The sequence below is a fragment of the Acinetobacter pseudolwoffii genome (assembly GCF_002803605.1).
In the GTDB taxonomy this organism is placed as follows: Bacteria; Pseudomonadota; Gammaproteobacteria; order Pseudomonadales; family Moraxellaceae; genus Acinetobacter; species Acinetobacter pseudolwoffii.
Window position 1 is genome coordinate 104,741 of sequence record NZ_PHRG01000005.1, and the last position, 18,718, is coordinate 123,458.

General features: G+C 44.6%; 15 protein-coding genes. 11 read left to right on the plus strand and 4 right to left on the minus strand.

The window, feature by feature from the left end; all coding sequences use genetic code 11:
- Window positions 1-46: 46 nt before the first annotated feature.
- On the plus strand, window positions 47-478 hold the full coding sequence (aceI, locus tag CWI32_RS10930; protein ID WP_005170461.1) for a chlorhexidine efflux PACE transporter AceI: 432 nt from the start codon (window positions 47-49) through the stop codon (window positions 476-478).
- 173 nt (window positions 479-651) lie between these two features.
- Window positions 652-2,847 (plus strand): beta-propeller fold lactonase family protein, encoded by a 2,196-nt coding sequence (locus CWI32_RS10935; protein WP_100535290.1) that lies wholly within the window; start codon window positions 652-654, stop codon window positions 2,845-2,847.
- A gap of 57 nt (window positions 2,848-2,904) precedes the next feature.
- Here CWI32_RS10935 and CWI32_RS10940 read toward each other — a convergent pair whose 3' ends face one another.
- The gene (locus CWI32_RS10940; protein ID WP_100535291.1) at window positions 2,905-4,422 is read right to left on the minus strand and encodes an acetyl-CoA C-acetyltransferase; all 1,518 of its coding nucleotides are present in this window, start codon (window positions 4,420-4,422) and stop codon (window positions 2,905-2,907) included.
- 240 nt (window positions 4,423-4,662) lie between these two features.
- Between CWI32_RS10940 and CWI32_RS10945 the strand changes: the two genes are divergently transcribed.
- From CWI32_RS10945 to dnaX, 5 genes are all read left to right on the plus strand, one after another.
- Complete coding sequence (locus CWI32_RS10945) at window positions 4,663-6,054, plus strand: 3-oxoacyl-ACP reductase (protein WP_005097268.1); 1,392 nt, start codon at window positions 4,663-4,665, stop codon at window positions 6,052-6,054.
- Window positions 6,055-6,202: 148 nt separating this feature from the next.
- Window positions 6,203-7,057, plus strand: coding sequence for a MaoC family dehydratase (locus tag CWI32_RS10950; protein WP_100535292.1), 855 nt, complete (start codon window positions 6,203-6,205; stop codon window positions 7,055-7,057).
- A gap of 71 nt (window positions 7,058-7,128) precedes the next feature.
- Window positions 7,129-8,382, plus strand: coding sequence for a serine hydrolase domain-containing protein (locus tag CWI32_RS10955; protein ID WP_005097266.1), 1,254 nt, complete (start codon window positions 7,129-7,131; stop codon window positions 8,380-8,382).
- Between the two features lie 78 nt (window positions 8,383-8,460).
- Entirely contained in the window at window positions 8,461-8,904 is a 444-nt protein-coding gene (locus CWI32_RS10960; RefSeq protein WP_034608473.1) for a copper resistance protein NlpE N-terminal domain-containing protein, read from the plus strand.
- 133 nt (window positions 8,905-9,037) lie between these two features.
- On the plus strand, window positions 9,038-11,155 hold the full coding sequence (gene dnaX / locus CWI32_RS10965) for a DNA polymerase III subunit gamma/tau (RefSeq protein ID WP_100535293.1): 2,118 nt from the start codon (window positions 9,038-9,040) through the stop codon (window positions 11,153-11,155).
- Between the two features lie 8 nt (window positions 11,156-11,163).
- On the opposite strand, the gene CWI32_RS10970 is transcribed toward dnaX, so the two are convergent.
- Both CWI32_RS10970 and CWI32_RS10975 read right to left on the minus strand, forming a co-directional pair.
- Complete coding sequence (locus tag CWI32_RS10970; protein ID WP_005170474.1) at window positions 11,164-11,598, minus strand: acyl-CoA thioesterase; 435 nt, start codon at window positions 11,596-11,598, stop codon at window positions 11,164-11,166.
- A gap of 44 nt (window positions 11,599-11,642) precedes the next feature.
- Window positions 11,643-12,803, minus strand: coding sequence for an iron-containing alcohol dehydrogenase (locus tag CWI32_RS10975; protein WP_005170476.1), 1,161 nt, complete (start codon window positions 12,801-12,803; stop codon window positions 11,643-11,645).
- A 120-nt stretch (window positions 12,804-12,923) separates the two neighbouring features.
- Here CWI32_RS10975 and CWI32_RS10980 point away from each other — a divergent pair, with 120 nt between their 5' ends.
- From CWI32_RS10980 to CWI32_RS10995, 4 genes are read left to right on the plus strand one after another with little or no spacing between them, the layout of a single operon-like run.
- Window positions 12,924-13,430 (plus strand): low molecular weight protein-tyrosine-phosphatase, encoded by a 507-nt coding sequence (locus CWI32_RS10980; protein ID WP_005170478.1) that lies wholly within the window; start codon window positions 12,924-12,926, stop codon window positions 13,428-13,430.
- A 3-nt stretch (window positions 13,431-13,433) separates the two neighbouring features.
- Window positions 13,434-14,474 carry a UDP-N-acetylmuramate dehydrogenase gene (gene murB / locus CWI32_RS10985; RefSeq protein WP_100535294.1) on the plus strand — a complete coding sequence of 347 codons (1,041 nt, stop codon included), beginning with the start codon at window positions 13,434-13,436 and terminating at the stop codon, window positions 14,472-14,474.
- Window position 14,475: 1 nt separating this feature from the next.
- Complete coding sequence (locus tag CWI32_RS10990; protein WP_100535329.1) at window positions 14,476-15,615, plus strand: YdcF family protein; 1,140 nt, start codon at window positions 14,476-14,478, stop codon at window positions 15,613-15,615.
- Window positions 15,615-16,658 carry an alpha/beta hydrolase gene (locus tag CWI32_RS10995; RefSeq protein ID WP_100535295.1) on the plus strand — a complete coding sequence of 348 codons (1,044 nt, stop codon included), beginning with the start codon at window positions 15,615-15,617 and terminating at the stop codon, window positions 16,656-16,658. Before CWI32_RS10990 ends, CWI32_RS10995 begins: the two co-directional genes overlap by 1 nt.
- 63 nt (window positions 16,659-16,721) lie before the next feature.
- Here the strand turns inward: CWI32_RS10995 and CWI32_RS11000 are convergent, their stop codons facing one another.
- The gene (locus CWI32_RS11000) at window positions 16,722-18,392 is read right to left on the minus strand and encodes an FMN-binding glutamate synthase family protein (protein ID WP_005097253.1); all 1,671 of its coding nucleotides are present in this window, start codon (window positions 18,390-18,392) and stop codon (window positions 16,722-16,724) included.
- Window positions 18,393-18,718 lie beyond the last annotated feature (326 nt).

Genomic DNA, 18,718 nt, shown 5'->3' on the forward strand with positions numbered 1-18,718 from the left:
AAGAACATAATATACGCGATTATTGATAAAAAACCGAGTAATGAAAATGTTGATTTCCAAAAGACGACTTGTGCATGCGCTTAGCTATGAAGTCATCCTGTTGGTGATCATTGCGATAGCTTTGAGTCTTATTTTTAATATGCCGCTAGAAGTCACAGGTGCACTGGGAATTGTGATGGCCGTGACCTCTGTCATCTGGAATATGCTGTTTAATCATTATTTCGAAAAATTTGAAGCGAAACGTCAACTGAAACGAACGATTCGAGTGCGTATTTTACATGCGATTGGCTTTGAAGGTGGTTTAATGCTCGCCACCATTCCAATGGTGGCCTATGCGATGAACATGGGACTATGGCAGGCGATTGTGCTCGATTTTAGCCTGACCTTGTGTATTCTGGTATATACCTTCATTTTTCAGTGGTGTTATGATTCGATAGAAGAAATGCTTGGATATCAGCCTGAGCATCGAAAAATATAATAAGAAAAGCATAGAAAAAAATAAAGCACAGCTAATGTTACTTGTGCTTTATGTGGGGAATCTAGTAAACAGCAGTATTTCTTTGACACATAGCACACTTATTCGACTTTGTATTCATCTTAAACCCCTTTATAAGAGCAGAAGTTTTTATGCATTTGCATCTAAGGGGAATTATGAAGTTAAAATATAGCTTGTTGAGTTTAAGCATTGCCTTACTCATGACTGCTTGTGGCGGCGGTGGTGGTGAGAATGACAGCCATGCATCTAAGCCTGGGTCAGGTACGGTTGGCTCTAATCCATCAACAGGAAATAATGCTCAATTTACCAAAATTTCAGAATTTAAAGTCTTGGATGTGGGTTCGGAACTTACTGCTCAAGATTTCGGTTTAAGTACATGGAATCCTACAGCCCTGGTACGAACTGATGATGTATTGTATATCGCCAATAGCCAATCAGAATCAAAAATTTTACGTTATGATTTAAAACAAAAACGTGCGCTGAGTGCAATTGACCCATTAAAAATTGAAGGCTTAGCAAAAAAATGGGACAGTCTTGCAGATATCGAAATCCATGCAGAACGCTTATATGTGGCCAGTTATGGTTCTAACCGTGTCGATATTCTAGATATTTCACAGCCTCAACCGAGCTTTGTGATGGCGCTAGGAACTGGCGTTTGGTGGGGCGATACAGTGAACCATGCTTTAGTTCACAGTAATGCTGTTACCGCAGATGACCGCTATATCTATGTCCCCGATATGGAAGGTCGTATTAATGTCTGGCGTCAAAGCGATGCTATTGCACAGAACCATTTAAAAGCGAAAAAGTTTGCTCGGCTCAGTCTTCCTGATTGTGGTCGTAACTGTAATGCACGTATGGAAGTCATGCGAGATCATCTGTATACCAGCCATCCAAACGGTAAAACTTATGTGCATGACATTAACCAAATTCGTGAAAATGACACTCACATTGCACCTATTTTGACAGAGTCAAATCTTGCGACCCTTTTACACCGTCATGATGACGGTACTGTGTATACCGCAAGGAATGATGGTTCGATAGCAACATATCCTACTCAGGAATTTGGCTTAAAATCAATTCTGCCAAAGCACAATATCGACCAATTCAAAAAATATATCCTGAAAGGGCAAGCTGAAAGCAGTCATATCGAAAGAGCAGCTGATGTTGCGGTGTATGGCCAACAGTTGATTCATTTGTCTAATCAAAGGGTTAAGCTCTTGCCAATGGTCACATTACAGCAAAATAAGACCAAACAGCTGAGTTCTGCATTATTGTTGACTGAATCTAAAGCACAAAATCAAACACTTGTATTGCAAGATGGTGAATCTTGGGAGGCGCTGACCAATAGTGCTGAACGTCATGTGTATATGAATCGGATTTTATCGGCAGAGCTGAGTAGCAACGCTTTAACGCTTAAAAGTTATAGCGCTGTTCCTGTTCGAAATTTACAAATTCGCGCCAAAATCCGTCATTCAGATGATTGGGTTATACTTGCAGATTTAGATGAGCTTACGCCATTTTCCACTGCAAAATTTAATATTAAATTGAATGATCAATCCCGCTTCCCGCTTGCAGATGGCAGTGGTTCAATTCAGTTGGCAGGTTTAAGTCAGACCACGCTGATACCAAGTGATATTTTCGATTTACATGTGACTTCTGAAACAGACGAGCATGTGAAAAAGCTCAATAAAATTCAGGCAAAATGGAAAATCTATTTTGGTAAATATGACGAACCAGGCAAATGGTGTCGAGTAACGCCTGTCTATGCGCGTGAATGGGTCATCATGATGACGAACTTAGCATACATGCTCAGTACCCCTGAATTTGAAAACCTCTGGTTTAATCATAAAGCAGTGATGGGCCATGATTTCTTTGGTAATGCAGGTCAAGTCGATGGGCCAAACGGTATTTATATGCCTGAAGACTATGTTCGTATCTACAAAGAGATTTTAAATCGTAACGAGATTAATCTTGGTATTACCAATATGGGTGGTGGTCTTGGTGGCGGTACCGTGCTGGGTGTCGATACTTGGCTATTCTATGGTCACTATCGTTTATCAGGTTTTCGTATTATTGCGCATGAATTCGGACATCATTGGGGGGGACATAATAGCGCATGGGCGATGTCATCACATGGCTTCGAGCCGATGGTGGATTGGTTGAACTTCTACTTCCAGCGCCGTCCTGGTTCACTGCCTTATATGGATCCAAATGTTAACGCATTCCACCTCACTCCCGATGCAGCGCTGTGCCAGGGGGTTAATCAAAACATTGTGAGGGGTGTAGCATCAACAGCACCTTGGAATAAAATTGACGAATACTTTAAAAATAATCCAATGCCAATACAGTAGGTAAAAGGTATAAAAAAGCTCCTCAATCGAGGAGCTTTTTTGAATCAAGGTAGCAGCTTATTTTTCAATAATCGCTGTAACACCCTGACCACCGGCAGCACAGATCGATACCAGTACACGACCTGAACCTTTTTGAGCAATCAGTTTGGCTGCCGTCGCAATAATACGACCACCAGTTGCTGCAAAGGGATGACCGGCTGCAAGTGATGAGCCTTTCACGTTCAGTTTTGCACGGTCAATTGAACCGAGTGGCGCATCCAGACCTAAACGCTCTTTACAGAATGCTGGATCTTCCCATGCCTTTAAAGTAGACAGCACTTGAGAAGCAAATGCTTCATGAATTTCATAATAGTCGAAGTCCTGAAGTTTTAGGCCCGCACGTTCCAGCATGCGAGGAACAGCATAAGCAGGTGCCATCAATAAACCTTCTTTCTTCTCGACGAAATCAACTGCTGCAGTTTCCTGAAAAGTCAGATAAGCCAAAACTTCATGACCATTGGCTTTTGCCCATTCTTCAGACGCTAGCAGAACGCAAGAAGCACCATCTGTCAGTGGGGTAGAGTTACCCGCAGTCATGGTACGCGCATCGCCCTTACCAAACGCAGGTTTAAGCTTCGCTAGTTTCTCGACTGAAGAATCAGCACGCAGGTTATTGTCACGCTCTAAATCCAGGAATGGCGTGATCAGATCATCAAAGAAACCTTCTTCATAAGCTGCTGCCATTTTCTGGTGTGAAGATGCAGCAAGTTCATCTTGCGCTTCACGGGAAATACCCCATTCCAGTGTGGTAATCGCCTGATGATCACCCATAGACAAGCCAGTACGTGGCTCACCATTTTTAGGTGCGTCCATCAATTCTTTGACATTAATTTTGGTCAAGGCTTTTAAACGGTCTTTGGCAGTTTTGGCAATGTTCAATTCAAGCAGCGCTTTACGCAAGCCGTCACCCAATGCAATGGGCGCATCAGAGGTGGTATCTACACCACCGGCGATTCCTACTTCAATTTGGCCCAGTGCAATCTTGTTTGCCACTAAAAATGCAGCTTGTAAACCCGTACCACACGCCTGCTGGATATCATAAGCTGGGGTTTCTGGTGCCAGTGCCGTATCCAGAACACATTCACGAGTCAGGTTAAAGTCACGGCTATGCTTCAGGACAGCACCTGCAACCACTTCACCGACACGTTGACCTTGCAGATTAAAGCGCTCTACCAGACCATTTAATGCTGCGGTCAGCATGTCCGAGTTAGAGGCAGTAAAATAGGCACCATTCGAACGTGCAAATGGAATACGGTTGCCACCAAGAATAGCAACGCGGCGAACTGTGTTTTGGCTCATATTATTATCCTGTTGAACAGAAGGCTGTGTTTTTGAAACTGAATCTGTTTGAGTTGATGTCGTCTGACTGCTACTGCTCGCTGTACGACGGGTACGCGGAGTTTTAGCCGGACTTTTAGCTGCAGCAGCGGCTGTATCCGTGTTTTTAGTGCTACGCTTAGCACGCGTTGATGATTTTGACACAGCTGGAGATGCGGAATTCTCGACTGCTGGATTTTCTTGAGTTGTTTTGCTCATAAGGCTTTTCCAAGCAAATTGATCGTCTTCTTGTGGCTTACATTAGCATAGATGAGTATATGCTGTATTGACTACAATGACATTGCAGACTGCGCTCAGGTCAAGTCATCTGCCAGATATCTCAAGTATGATTGGGTAGAATCTGGTAGATCTATTGCAATATAAGTATCTGGCATTATATTGAAGTTAAAGGATAACTTTAGATCGATCAAAAATTAATTTGTATGAGAGATAATAAACATGACTGATCAGTACCAAAATTTCGCAAAGTCTCCTATTGGTAAATTTGTCATTAAAAATCTGGGCCTGCCATCCCCAATTTCCCTAGACCGTTTCGAGTCTGCAACGCCAGTGGTAAAAGGCGCTGTGTTATTCGGTGCTGCACCTGCGAGTGTATTGACCGGTTCTATTGCTCAGGTGCTGGCAAATATTCATGCCAATAGCTATGCAGGCAATAATGCGGAACTGCAACAGGCAGCGGCGAAATCGGGTCTGAACCTGAATGCATTTAATACTGGCGATAAAGAATCCAAGTTTAAAGTGGTTATTTTTGATGCTTCTGGTATTGAAAATTCAGAGCAGTTGAAATCACTTTATGAATTCTTTAATCCGATTGCGCGTCAGATTCAAAGTTCTGGTCGTGTGGTCGTGATCGGCACAACACCTGAATCTGCAAAATCTGTGAGTCAGGCCATTGCACAACGTGCGCTCGAAGGTTTTGTCAAATCTGTGGGCAAAGAATTTAAAAAGGGTATTGCAGCCAACCTGATTTATGTCGATGCAGGTGCCGAAGCCAATCTTGAGTCTGTGCTACGTTTTGCAATTTCTCCACGCTCTGCCTATGTGTCTGGTCAGGTTATTCGTGTATCGGCAGCAGCACAAGTAGACTTGGACTGGAGTAAGCCACTGGCAGGAAAAACGGCAGTAGTAACTGGAGCAAGCCGTGGTATTGGTGAGGCGATTGCTCATGTGCTGGCACGTGATGGCGCACATGTGATTTGTCTGGATGTCCCACAACAGCAGGCGGATCTGGATCGTGTCGCTGGTGAAATTGGCGGCTCTACACTAGCGATTGACATTACTGCAGCCGATGCGGGTGAGAAAATCAAACAGGCGGCAGCGGCGCAGGGTGGTCTGGATATTATCGTGCATAATGCCGGGATTACCCGCGACAAGACTTTGGCCAATATGAAGCCTGAGCTTTGGGATCTGGTCATTAACATCAACCTGTCAGCAATTGAACGCGTCAATGATTACTTGCTCTGCAACGATGGTCTAAATGCAAATGGCCGTATTATCTGTGTATCTTCTATTTCAGGTATTGCAGGTAATCTGGGTCAAACCAACTATGCAGCCTCTAAAGCAGGTGTGATTGGTGTGGTGAAATTCACAGCACCGACATTAAAAAATGGTATAACCATTAATGCTGTGGCACCGGGTTTTATTGAAACGCAAATGACAGCAGCAATTCCATTTGCCATCCGTGAAGCTGGACGCCGTATGAATTCCATGAGTCAGGGTGGTCATCCTGTTGATGTGGCAGAAGCGATTGCGATGTTTGCCTCGACTGCCTCTTCAGGTTTGAATGGCAATGTGGTGCGTGTGTGTGGTCAGAGCCTGTTAGGGGCTTAATTTAGAATCCCCCTAAATCCCTCTTTGCAAAAGAGGGGACTACTCCTCCCTTTGTTAAAGGGAGGTTGGGAGGGATTTATTTAAAAAGATATTCTTCCTTCTTTTAAAAAGAAGGACGTCATAAAGATAAATATTCCAAAGGTTCAGTATGAATACTCGCCATTTTAGTCAACTTCCAAAACCTTATTTAGCCTATCCAAAAGTGATTCAGGGCTTGATTTTAAAAAAGCCAAAAGCTGAAAAAGTTCTACCGCAAGTTGAATATGTGGTGGATTCATTCAAGGTCGATCAAAAGCATCTGAAAGCCTATAATGAAGTTTGTGGTTTTAAAAATAATGGCTATATTCCAGCCATTTATCTAACAGTTCTTTCACAAAGCCTGCAAATGCATATGATGACGGCTGAAGCTTTTCCTTTTCCGGTTCTCGGTCTGGTGCATATCCGCAATCAGGTCAAACAGTATCGTAAAATCGGAGTCAATGAATCTCTCACATTGTCTTGCAAGTTTGGTGAATTGCAGCCGCATGATAAAGGTGTACAGTTTGATTTCATCACCACAGTAAAAGTCGGTGATGAAGTGGTGGTGGAAGCCTTGACCACTTATCTGTCCCGTCAAAAGAGTAAAGGCAAAGCTGCAGCCAAAATCGTCGAAAACAAGACACCCGATTATGAGCTGAATGCTGAATGGGAAATTCTAGAAAATACGGGTCGCCGTTATGCCATGACATCCGGCGACTTTAACCTGATTCATATTCATGCCCTAATGGCTAAGGCATTCGGATTTAAACAGGCGATTGCGCATGGTATGTGGACCAAGGCTAAAGCTTTGTCCAGCCTGGCATTGCCCGATGCCTATGAAGCAGATGTCTGGTTTAAACTGCCCTTATATCTGCCTTCCAAAGTGCAATTCTTAACCGCGAAAGCAGCTAATGATACGGAAATCCTGATTCGTAATAGCAAAAATCAGAAGCCGCATGTCACAGGAACTGTGACCGCAATTTAAAGTACGATAAAAGCCTGAACCTGATTTAGGCTTTTTTGTTTTTAAGAAATCAATATTCTATGGATAGAATGATGCAGCCACTCAAAGATTATTTATTTGCGGATACAGCCCATTACCAAGGAACGGTAAATGAAAATTTCCGTGACCTTGCCCGTCAGTTTAGTCGCCTACAGCATGCTCGCACAGAGCAGGGTGGTGCGGCACTTGTTGTCTATTTTCAGGGACAAAAAGTCGTCGATATTTATACCGGGAAAAAATCGGAATCTGAGGCTTGGCAAACCGATACCATGTCGCTGTGTTATTCGACGGGCAAAGGTGTGCTGGCGACACTGGCACATATTCTGGCCAGTCAGGGCCTGGTTGATTATGACCAGCCTGTTGCAGAATATTGGCCTGAATTTGCGCAAAACGGTAAAGAAAATATTACTCTGGCGCATATGCTGAGTCATCAAAGCGGATTGTTTGATATCCGTAATATCATTGCCGACGCCACTGAAATGGCCGACTGGCCGCAGATGCTAGACCGAATTGCCGCGGCTGAACCACGTTTTCAAGTTGCAACAGATGCGGCCTATCAACCGCTGACCTTTGGCTGGCAGGTCGGTGGTGCATTAGAAAAAGCGACAGCTAAAACTTTAACTGAACTGATGCAGGCATATCTGGTTCAGCCTTTGATGTTGAATGGTGCTTATTTCAGTGTGCCGACCAATGAATTAGCTCGGGTAGCACTGCCGATTTTTAAAGCTAAAGCAGCCAAGTCTCAATCGCAGCCTGCGAAAAAAACAGGATCAAGAAAACCGAATCTGATGGAGCGGGCTTTGATTTGGAGTGGACAAGATCCGCAGGATTTTCAGGATGCGATGATTCCCAAAGGAATGAGGAATTTCAGTTTCTTTAGTGAGCAAGGCCTGCAAGCAATCATTCCATCCGCCAATGGAGTATTTACCGCAGAGAGTCTGGCAAAAATTTATGCCATGCTGGCCAACCGCGGCGAATGGCAAGGACAGCAATTGATCTCGCCTGAAGTTTTTCAGCGTCTCAGTCAGATTCAATGCAAAAAACGCGATCGAGTCATGCCTTTGCCGATGCACTGGCGATTGGGTTATCATCGGGTGCTTACTTTAGGTAAAGCTTCGCAAGGTTTTGGTCATATGGGCTTTAATGGTTCGGGAGCCTGGTGTGACCCTGAGCGCAATTTAAGTTTTGCCTATACCCATAATTTCCCGACAGGTTCATTGACCGGAGATTATCGTCTGTGGGGTTTGACACAGGAAACCTTACGCTGTGCTGATGCCGTCCTGACTGGACGTAAAGGTTGGCGCTAAATATCCCTGATTGGGGAGTTTAGTAAAGTCCTTAAAATATGTTATTTTGGCGTGACTCCCAGTCTGTGGTATGAAGTGATGAAAAAAGTGCTGATGATTCCTCTGGTCGCAAGCAGTGCCTTGTTTGGCTGCCAGGATCAAAACCAATCGACGGCAAATACTGCTATTGAGGCTAAAGCTCAGATTCCTGCCTGGGTCGGGAATTATCAGGGCACCACACCCTGTATGGGATGTTTTTCAAGTTGTGACGATTGTCCGGGTATGGCTGTTGCTTTGAGCTTGCATGATGATCGGACTTTTACGTTATCACGTGAAAGCTTGAGTGGGCATAACCCGATTGAAACCATTACTGGGCCGATTCGTTTTCAGGATGATACGCAACAAAAGATTGAACTGCTGAATGTCGATACCCGCAATCTGGTTTATGTGGATCTGAAAAAGCAGGTTCTGGAAATTCGTGAAGATCAAACAGGCAAACGCTACCAGATGCAAAGTGACTTTATCCTGTTTGAATCGGTCTGATTTTAAGAAAATATATGTTTTATATCCCTTTTTCAATGATTTTGATCAAGGGATTTTTATTGTTTATAAACCGGCATTCATTTCACTATTTACTAAAAAAACAGTATGCTTAGACCTGTAAAAAGGAGCATACATGTATCAAGTACTTGCGCGAAAATACCGTCCTCGTAATTTTAATGAATTGGTGGGGCAAAACCATGTTTCACGTGCTTTAACCAGCGCGCTCGAACGTGGCCGTTTGCACCATGCCTATTTGTTTACAGGAACGCGTGGTGTCGGAAAAACCACGATTGCACGTATTTTGGCGAAGTGCTTGAACTGTGAGACCGGTATCACCTCGACACCGTGTGAAGTCTGTGCGACTTGTAGCGCCGTCAACGAAGGACGCTTTATCGATTTGATCGAAATCGATGCGGCCTCACGCACCAAGGTTGAAGATACTCGCGAGCTGCTCGACAATGTGCCTTATGCACCGACTCAAGGTCGTTTTAAAGTTTACCTGATTGATGAAGTGCACATGCTGTCCACGCATTCTTTCAATGCTTTATTAAAGACTCTGGAAGAGCCACCTGCGCACGTCAAGTTCCTGTTTGCTACGACCGACCCACAAAAGCTGCCAATTACCGTAATTTCACGCTGTTTGCAGTTTACTTTGCGCCCATTGGCTGTTGATGAAATTACCGAGCATCTGGCCCAGATTTTAGGCCAAGAAAGTATTCAGTCGGATCAGGATGCCATCTGGCAAATTGCCGAATCTGCTCAAGGTTCTTTGCGTGATGCCTTGTCTCTGACCGATCAGGCGATTGCCTATGGTCAGGGTGCGATTCAGCATCAGGATGTCAAAGACATGCTGGGCTTGATTGACCGGACCATTATTTATGATCTGATTCTGGCGATTCACCAGAACCAGAAAGCACAGGTCAGTCAGTTGTTGCTGCAATTCCGTCAGCAGGCTTTGGATGTGTCACTGGTTTTAGATCAGTTAATTTCGACTTTGCATGAACTGGCTTTATTACAATATCTGCCTGATTTAAGTCTGAAATATAGTGCTGAAATCAATCAAAAGATCATGCAATTATCCGGTCTGATTTCGGCTCAGGATTTACAACTGTATTATCAAGTTGCTTGTAAGGGACGCGCTGATTTACAGTTGGCTGTGACTCAGGAACAAGGTTTTGAGATGACGGTGCTACGCTTATTGGCATTCCGACCCTTACAGCCAAGCGAGGTTCCAGTCGTTCATGAAGCCGCAACTCAACCAATAGCAGCTTCTCCTACACGTCTACAACAGCCCGTTCAGACACAATTGCAGTCTGAAACAGTCACAGCAAAAACATTTGAAGCGGAACCAGTGTTTGATGATTTCTCTCTGGACGATGAGACGGATGAGGAAGCTTATACGCCATCAATGCCTGAACCATCTTCAGATGATTTTCTCCATGAAGAAAAGTCCACTAATGATCATGCACCTGAGCCTGTTCAACAGGGAGTAATTCAGACAGCGATTGAGGAAGTACAGTCTAGTGATCAGATCGTTTTTGATCCAAATGACGACAAAGGCCTGTTTGGTTTTGATGAAATCGAGAGTAGCGTAGAAGCACCGGCGACAAGCAGCAGCTCGGATGATTTCCTGCTTGAAGAGTTTATTCCTGTAGATGCTGTTACTCATGTCGAAGCAGCACAAGAAATATCTGCTGATGAGGAATTTAGTCTTGCCTCACCGGAATTGGAACTTTCACAGGAAACGATTGCTCAGCCTGTGATTGAAGAAGTCGCTCCGATTCAGATTGCGCTACCGGATGACATTTCCCAAGATTTAAATACGCAGAATCTGATGCCACAGGATATTTTAAAAATCCCTGAGCAAATGTTAGAGGGTGAGTGGAGCGTCGAAAAATGGGAATACTGGTTCCGTAACAGCCAGCTTTCTCCAGCAGTGCAGGAACTGGCACAGTATGGTGTCATGAGCGGACAGATTAATGGCCAATCCGTTTTTCATATCCCTGAGCAATACCAGCAACTTTTGACACAACTGCAACATACTCTGGAAGCTGCTTTACAACAGCAGTGGCCGCAAACTCATTTCCAGGTGAAATTTGAAAGTTTGGACCAGCTAACACCCTATACCATGCAGCATCAGCGTAAGACACGTGCTTTCAAACGCGCCGAAGAGCTGTTACAGGCTGAACCTGTGGTACGCGATCTGTTGCAAGAGTTCGATGGCGAACTGCAAAATATTCAGCTGAAATAGACTGGATTTTAAGGCACAACAAATCGAGATAAGGCATCCCGCATTTCGGCTGAAATCGGGGTGCTTTTTCGTGTCTCACGATCGACAAATACATGAACAAAATTACCCTGAGCTGCAGCTGTATCCGAATTGCGTTTAAAAATGGCCAGATCGTAGCTCAGTGATGAATTTCCCATGCTTTCAATGGCCACGCCCACTTCAATAATTTCCGGATAAGACAGTTCCTGATTAAACTGGCAGTTGGAGCTGACCACCAGCCCAATCATCGGAGAGTATTTCGGATCAAAGGCCGCTTCCTGAATCAGCAGGGCATTGGCTGCGGTGTCAAAATAACTGTAATAAGTCACATTGTTGACGTGGCCATACAGGTCATTGTCTGCCCAGCGGGTCTGAATGGGCAAGAAAAAGGCATAGTGTTCGCGTTGTTTGATCGTGGCTTTCATCAGGATTCGCTCTCAGCTAGACAAGGCTTAGTGTGGAAATAGATTTAGGCATAAATCGCCTGGTAAATCTGGTAAGCGTCATCCAACTTGAGTTCGCGTGGATTGTTCTGCAACAGCCGGCTTTGTTGCATGGCATCTTCTGCCATAACCATCAACATCTGTTCTGGTACATTTAACTGCTTTAATTTTAAGGTTAAGCCGCTCTGTATCAGATGATTATTAAAATGATCAATAAACAGATCGGTCAGTCCATCATGACAACCTTTACTGTGGGGATCTAACCAGGTCATCAATTCGGCATAGAGCTGTTTGGCTACAGGTGCATTAAATTTTAAGACTTCGGTCAGCACCAAAGCATTGCTATGTCCATGCGACAGATGAAAATGCCCACCGAGTGGATAAGCCAGCGCATGCACGGCGGCAACCGGTGCGTTGGCAAAGGCTTGTCCGGCCAGCATGGAACCGACCAGCATATTTTGACGGGCATCTAGATCATGACCATCTTGCAGAACACGTTGCAAATTGGCATTCAATAATCTTAAAGCCTGTTTGGCCAGCATATCCGAATAAGGATTTTTCTTGTGTTTTGAGGTATAGGCTTCAATGGCATGTACCATGGCATCGATTCCGGTGGCAGCGGTAATCTGTGCCGGCAAATTCCGAGTGAAAGTCGCATCCAGAATAGCAATATCGGCATAGAGAATAGGCGCGACAATGCCGCTTTTGGTGGTTTCACCTGTAGTAACAATCGAAATTGGTGTGACTTCGGAGCCCGTTCCGGCTGTGGTGGGAACCAGAATTAGAGCTAAACGTGGCCCGGTGGCATTATCGACGCCATACAGATCGGAAAGCGTCTGATGCTGCTCAGGATGCGCCAAAATCGCAATCAGCTTGGCCACATCCATCGAGCTGCCACCACCAAAGCCTAGCACCACATCAATCTTTTCCTGCTTTGCAAAAGCTGCTGCTTCAAGCACTACGTTATCGGGCGGGTCAGCCTGAACATCTGAGTAAATCACATAATCCAGACCGGCAGATTCAATAATATCCAGAATCGGCAGATGTAATTGCTGCTTCAGCATACCCGGGTCAGTCACCAGTAGAAGACGTTGATAACGGCCATTTTTTAGAATTTTAAATAATTCCTGAATCGTGCCTAGTCCGGCAATGATATTGGGGACGGTTTGAAACTGAAAACGATTCATGGCGATATCCTTGATTTTTTTATTGCAAATACGAGATTATTCTATGGTTGTGAGATAGGAATCAGTATATAAATAACTTAACATAAGAATCCTTAAAATAAAGTAGCTCTGAGGTTGTTTATGTCATCCAGAACGCCATACAAGGTGTTATGTGTTTGTTTGGGAAATATTTGCCGCTCTCCCACGGCAGAGGTGGTACTCAGACATTATTGTGATGAACAGCAACTGAATATTGTGGTCGATTCTGCTGGAACCAGTAATTATCATCCGGGCAAGGCCCCAGACCTGCGTAGCCAGCAGCATGCACTGAAACGTGGCTATGATTTGTCAACGCTTCGCGCACGTCAGCTGACCACGCATGATTTTATTGATTATGATCTGATTCTGGCAATGGATCTGGAAAACCTATCTAATATCCAGAATATACAGCGTCTAGCCGAAACTGAGTTCGGTCATTTACGTGCACGCGTTGCATTGATGAGTGAGCATGATCAGGATTATCCACAACAGGCCTTGCCCGATCCTTATTATGGCGAAGCGGATGGTTTTGAACGGGTGCTCGATCAGTGTGAGTCCAGCAGTCAGGCATGGGTTGAAATTTTCAAACAGAATGTACACAAGGTTTAAGCAATGCAGATTCAAACTCAGGTTCAACTTAAACCCTTTAATACCCTAAATTTAGAAGCCGTTGCTTCACACTATGCCCATATTCAATCGACCGATGATCTGCTGGTGGCACTGGATTTTGCTGAACAGCAACAGTTAAATGTGCTGATTCTGTCAGGTGGCAGCAATATGTTGTTGCCTGAACAGATTCACGCACTGGTTTTGCATATCGATATTCAGGGCATTGAGATGCTGGATGGCGATGATCAGTCGCAACGTTTACGCGTGGGCGGCGGGCAGGGCTGGCATGACTTCGTGCTCTGGACTACAGCACAAGGTCTGTATGGTTTACAAAATCTGGCCCTGATTCCTGGGCGTGTTGGTGCATCGCCGGTACAGAATATTGGCGCCTATGGCGTCGAAGTTGGCGAGTTTATCGATTCGGTTGCAGTCTATGATCGTCAGCTCAAACAGTTTGGCTCGATTAGCGCAGCAGATTGCCAGTTTGCCTATCGACATAGTATTTTTAAAGATGAGCCAAACCGTTATGTGATTACCCATGTGACTTTTAAATTACTGAAACAGCCAGATTTGAAACTGAATTACGGTGACTTAAAGACAGCCGTCGGTGATACGCTTACAGCAGAAAACCTGCAACAGCAAGTGATTCAGATCCGTCAAAGCAAATTACCTGATCCGCAAGAATTTCCCAATGTGGGGAGTTTTTTTAAAAATCCGCTGGTAGATCAGCCGGTCTTTGACCAGATTGCGGCATCTTTCCCGAATTTACCCCATTACCAGCAAGCCAATACTCAAGTTAAACTGGCAGCGGGCTGGCTGATTGATCAGGCTGGCTGGAAGGGCAAACAGTTGGGGTCTGTCGGCATGTTTCATAAACAGGCGCTGGTCTTGGTGAATTATGGTCAGGCCTCTCTTACCGATGTGCGTAAAACTTATCGTGCAGTACAGCAGTCGGTCTGGGAAAAATTCAAGCTGCTGCTGGAACCAGAACCTGTATTGTTTGACCAAAATGGATTGATCCGTTCTCATCAGGATGAAAAATGATATGAATAAAACCCATTGGATGGTACGTTTGCTACAAGTGGTCACTGGACTGTTTGTACTATTCGGCTGTCTACTGGTGTTGGTTTATACCCCTTTTTACTCGCAAATGATCGTCAAGGGCTTAAACCAGTTTGTATCTTTAGAACTTAATGAAGTAGCAGCGCAAAGCCAGAAAATGGCAGCATTGAGCGAGCATGAAAATCTGGAACCTGGCTCCGATTTATGGATTGCCCGTCAGGCATATTTAAAGGTCATGGAAAAGGATATCCAACAAAACAATTCTGCCAACCTGATTCTGATTCAGGCACGTTATAAAGCGCTGCAACAGGTCATTGAAGAACATCAGCGTGAGCAGCAAAGTCAAAAGGCAGAGCAAAGTCCGCCTGCTCAAGTTCCATTATTATATTCACAAGTACCGACAGAGCCGGTTGATCCGACTGCAAATGTTCGGAAGTTGCTGGACTGGGACAGCAATGAAAACAAAGAACGTATTGAACAATATATTGAGTTCCTGAGTACGCATCCTATAGAACAAGAAGAGGCTAGCTCGGTACAAGAAACCGCTGAAGAGGAAATTCAGCAGGACCTGGCTTTACTACAAGATCAGCAACAAGTGAAACCGGCGAATAGCTCCCAGCCTTATGCCATTGTGGTGTTGGGTGGCGGTTTAACGCTAGATGAAAAGGGTGAAGAGATTGTGGTCAATCACTATACGCGTTTACGTCTGGAAACCACGCTGGCGGTAGAAAAACATTATCAGTTACCGATTGTGCTGAGTGGTGTAGAAGCGCCGTATATGCAGCGCTGGTTGAAAAACCACGATGTTGATGCCAAATTGCTGGAAGATCGCAGCATGAATACCTGTGAAAATACCCGTTTCAGTTCATTATTATTACAAAAGAAAGGTGGAGCACCGACTGTGATTCTGATTACGGATCGTTATCATATGCCACGGACCCGCCGTTTATTTGCTTTAAATGGCATACAAACCATTCCGGTAGAGGCACCGATGCCGAAGCCTTTGACACGATGGCGTCCAAGTGCGCAAAATTATGATCATAGTCGTCGTGCCAATTATGAAATGTTGGCGACCATGCGCGATATGTGGTTTGGATCTAGTGACTGTCGGGAGGTGCCATAATGTCTGATATCCCATTTTTAAATCCCACGATCCTGAAGCAACTTGATTTACCCATCCCAAGCCGGGATATAACGCCACAACTCTTGCCGCCGTTAAACCTGAATCGTAGTGATGAGCCGCCAATTGATCTGCAATCCTATCGCAAGCTGTATGGCTTTGATTTATTGGACTGCAAACACTGGCAAGGCTACGTACAGATGCCATTGTTTAAATTACATGTACAGGTATTTGAACCAAACCTGGAAAATACCCGCTTTGACAAGATTCAGGGCACTGCTTTCTTGCTGCATGGTTATCTGGAACATAGCGGGATTTATCAGCCGATTGTCAAAGAGCTGCTGGAGCAAGGTTTTAGTGTATTGACCTATGACCTGCCCGGACATGGTCTGAGTGATGGTTCACCTGCCAGCATTCAGAATTTTGATCATTATCAGCAGGTTTTGCATGCCGTACATCGCTATGTACAACATGCCGCGCAATTGCCCAAACCTTGGGTCGGCATTGGACAGAGTACCGGTGGTGCAATCTGGATGCATCACTTACTCGAATTTGCACAGCGCCGCGAAAATCCTTTTGTAGAACGGGTTTTGCTGTTATCGCCGCTGATTCGTCCTGCGAAAACAGCCTGGTGGCATAACTCGGTCGGGCTGGGCATTATTAGCCGGATCAAGCGTGAAGTTCCCCGGCATTTCAGACGCAATAACCATAATCCGGAGTTTCTGCGTTTTATCCGGCTTAAAGATCCGTTACAGCCGCGGATGATGGGTATGGACTGGATTCTGGCGATGTCGCGCTGGATGCTGGAAATGGAAGCGCGTCCGGCCTGTCGTATTCCGGTCTGGCTGGCACAGGGTGCACAGGATCAGACCGTAGACTGGCGCTATAATATCGAATTTATCCGACGTAAATTCCGTCTCCAGACCTTACTGATGCTGGAAGAAGGTTCGCATCAACTGATCAATGAACGCGCGGATATTCGTGCTGCATTGACCGGCTTGATTCCTGCCTTTCTACATGCACGGGGCAGTAAAACCTATTATTGATCTACAATTCAATGTGAAAAAAGGCGTTTGATTAAACGCCTTTTCTAATTTAACTGTATTGAGTTAAAATTTATCCAGTTTAGCCAGGTTCCACATCCGGAAGTAGAAGTTCTCCTCATCCTTATTTTCACAGGATAATAATTCTCCCTCTTTCAACCAAAAATGAATCTGCGCAAAGTTCTTTATTTCGTGATTATTCACACGTTGTGCCAAGTGATGTGCCTTAATCGCCGAAGGGTGTTTCAGGCCTGCAGAAGCAATCAGTTCAGACAAGGCGTGTAAGGTGTTTTTATGATAATGAAATACGCGCTCTGCTTTGGTGGGCACATGTAAGGCCTTTTGACGATCTTTATCCTGTGTGGTGACACCGACAGGACACTGGTTGGTATGACAGCTTTGAGCCTGAATACAGCCGACGGCAAACATAAAACCACGTGCCGAATTCACCCAATCTGCCCCAATCGCGAGCGTGCTGGCAATATCAAATGCACTAATAATTTTACCACTTGCACCAATTTTGATTTTATCTCTTAAACCTGCACCAACAAGGGTATTATGCACAAATAGTAAACCTTCTCTTAGGGGTGCACCGACAAAGTCGATTAACTCAATGGGTGCAGCGCCCGTTCCACCTTCAGAGCCATCGACGACGATGAAATCGGGATAAATCTGGGTGTGCAGCATGGCTTTGACCATACTCATAAACTGCCAGGGCTGCCCCAGACATAGCTTGAATCCGACCGGTTTTCCGTTGGAAAGTTCACGTAATCGTTGGATGAAATTCATCATTTCAATCGGGGTGCTAAAGGCGGGATGACTAGAGGGTGATACGCAATCATGTTCACGGCTGATGCCCCGGATTTGGGCAATTTCTTCCGAGATCTTGCTTTTAGGTAAAATACCGCCATGTCCGGGTTTAGCCCCTTGTGATAACTTGATTTCAATCATTTTTACTTGCGGTAATTTGGCTTGTGCCGCAAAGCGTTCCGGATCAAACTGTCCATCTAAGGTACGGCAGCCAAAATAACCACTGCCAATTTCCCAGACCAGATCGCCCCCATATTCAAGATGATAGGGGCTGATACTGCCTTCACCGGTATCATGGAAAAAATCACCTTTTTGAGCGCCGAGATTCAGCGCACGGATTGCATTGGCACTCATACTGCCAAAGCTCATGGCTGAAATATTTAAAATGGAAGCAGAGAAGGGCTGTGTACATTGCTCATTGCCGATCAGGATACGGAAAGTTTGTGGATCGGCCACCTTACATGGCGTCAAAGAGTGACTGACAAATCTATAATTGTCTTCATAGACATTGAGAATTGAACCGAAAGGTTTATCTGAATTTTCATTTTTCGCCCGCTGGTACACCAGACTACGTTGCATACGGGAAAAGGGCAGTGCATCGCGGTCGGCTTCAATAAAATATTGACGAATCTCCGGACGAAATTCTTCGAAGATAAAGCGGAAATGTCCCATGATGGGGTAGTTTTTCAGAATAGAATGCTTGTTTTGCAGTACATCATACAAACCCAACAGGCTCAGGAGTATACTCAGAATCCACAGGGTATTCACCAAAGTTTGCGGCATAAAATAATAGATATAACGCGGCGAATAACCGATATGGAATGTGGTAAAAATCACTGCAATCAGAATGCAGGCAAACCAGACTGAATGGCGAGAAAAGAAAGTATTGAGCAGCTTGTGCCGTACTAATTGAGCAGGGTTAGCCATTGTAAAATTAAGTCCCTATTTCTACTTCTATAGGGCTTTATGATGTGCAGAGCCAGGTATCTTATGCAAGCATAGAATTGTTATTCAATTTTATAAACTTGCCAAAAATCATACCCAGACAGGCAAGCAATCAGTAGCAATTGCAGATAAATTTTGCGGAAAAATTCCTATAGAAAAAATATGCAAAGCACATATATTCTATTTATTTCACAGGCAGAGTGAATGCTTTTATAGTCGATTTATCACCCATACAGGAGTTATAAACCATGACAAAAAAATCCATTCGCTTTAATAATGCCGAACTGGCTTGCTCATGTCTCAGTTCT

Excerpts from the sequence above, each read along its gene's own strand:
- CWI32_RS10960 (WP_034608473.1), top strand. The coding sequence starts at position 8,461 with ATGAAAAAAGTGCTGATGATTCCTCTGGTCGCAAGCAGTGCCTTGTTT.
- CWI32_RS11000 (WP_005097253.1), bottom strand. The coding sequence starts at position 18,392 with ATGGCTAACCCTGCTCAATTAGTACGGCACAAGCTGCTCAATACTTTC.
- dnaX (WP_100535293.1), top strand. The coding sequence starts at position 9,038 with ATGTATCAAGTACTTGCGCGAAAATACCGTCCTCGTAATTTTAATGAA.
- CWI32_RS10970 (WP_005170474.1), bottom strand. The coding sequence starts at position 11,598 with ATGAAAGCCACGATCAAACAACGCGAACACTATGCCTTTTTCTTGCCC.
- CWI32_RS10945 (WP_005097268.1), top strand. The coding sequence starts at position 4,663 with ATGACTGATCAGTACCAAAATTTCGCAAAGTCTCCTATTGGTAAATTT.
- CWI32_RS10940 (WP_100535291.1), bottom strand. The coding sequence starts at position 4,422 with ATGAGCAAAACAACTCAAGAAAATCCAGCAGTCGAGAATTCCGCATCT.
- CWI32_RS10950 (WP_100535292.1), top strand. The coding sequence starts at position 6,203 with ATGAATACTCGCCATTTTAGTCAACTTCCAAAACCTTATTTAGCCTAT.
- CWI32_RS10990 (WP_100535329.1), top strand. The coding sequence starts at position 14,476 with ATGAATAAAACCCATTGGATGGTACGTTTGCTACAAGTGGTCACTGGA.
- CWI32_RS10995 (WP_100535295.1), top strand. The coding sequence starts at position 15,615 with ATGTCTGATATCCCATTTTTAAATCCCACGATCCTGAAGCAACTTGAT.
- CWI32_RS10975 (WP_005170476.1), bottom strand. The coding sequence starts at position 12,803 with ATGAATCGTTTTCAGTTTCAAACCGTCCCCAATATCATTGCCGGACTA.
- aceI (WP_005170461.1), top strand. The coding sequence starts at position 47 with ATGTTGATTTCCAAAAGACGACTTGTGCATGCGCTTAGCTATGAAGTC.
- CWI32_RS10935 (WP_100535290.1), top strand. The coding sequence starts at position 652 with ATGAAGTTAAAATATAGCTTGTTGAGTTTAAGCATTGCCTTACTCATG.
- murB (WP_100535294.1), top strand. The coding sequence starts at position 13,434 with ATGCAGATTCAAACTCAGGTTCAACTTAAACCCTTTAATACCCTAAAT.
- CWI32_RS10955 (WP_005097266.1), top strand. The coding sequence starts at position 7,129 with ATGCAGCCACTCAAAGATTATTTATTTGCGGATACAGCCCATTACCAA.
- CWI32_RS10980 (WP_005170478.1), top strand. The coding sequence starts at position 12,924 with ATGTCATCCAGAACGCCATACAAGGTGTTATGTGTTTGTTTGGGAAAT.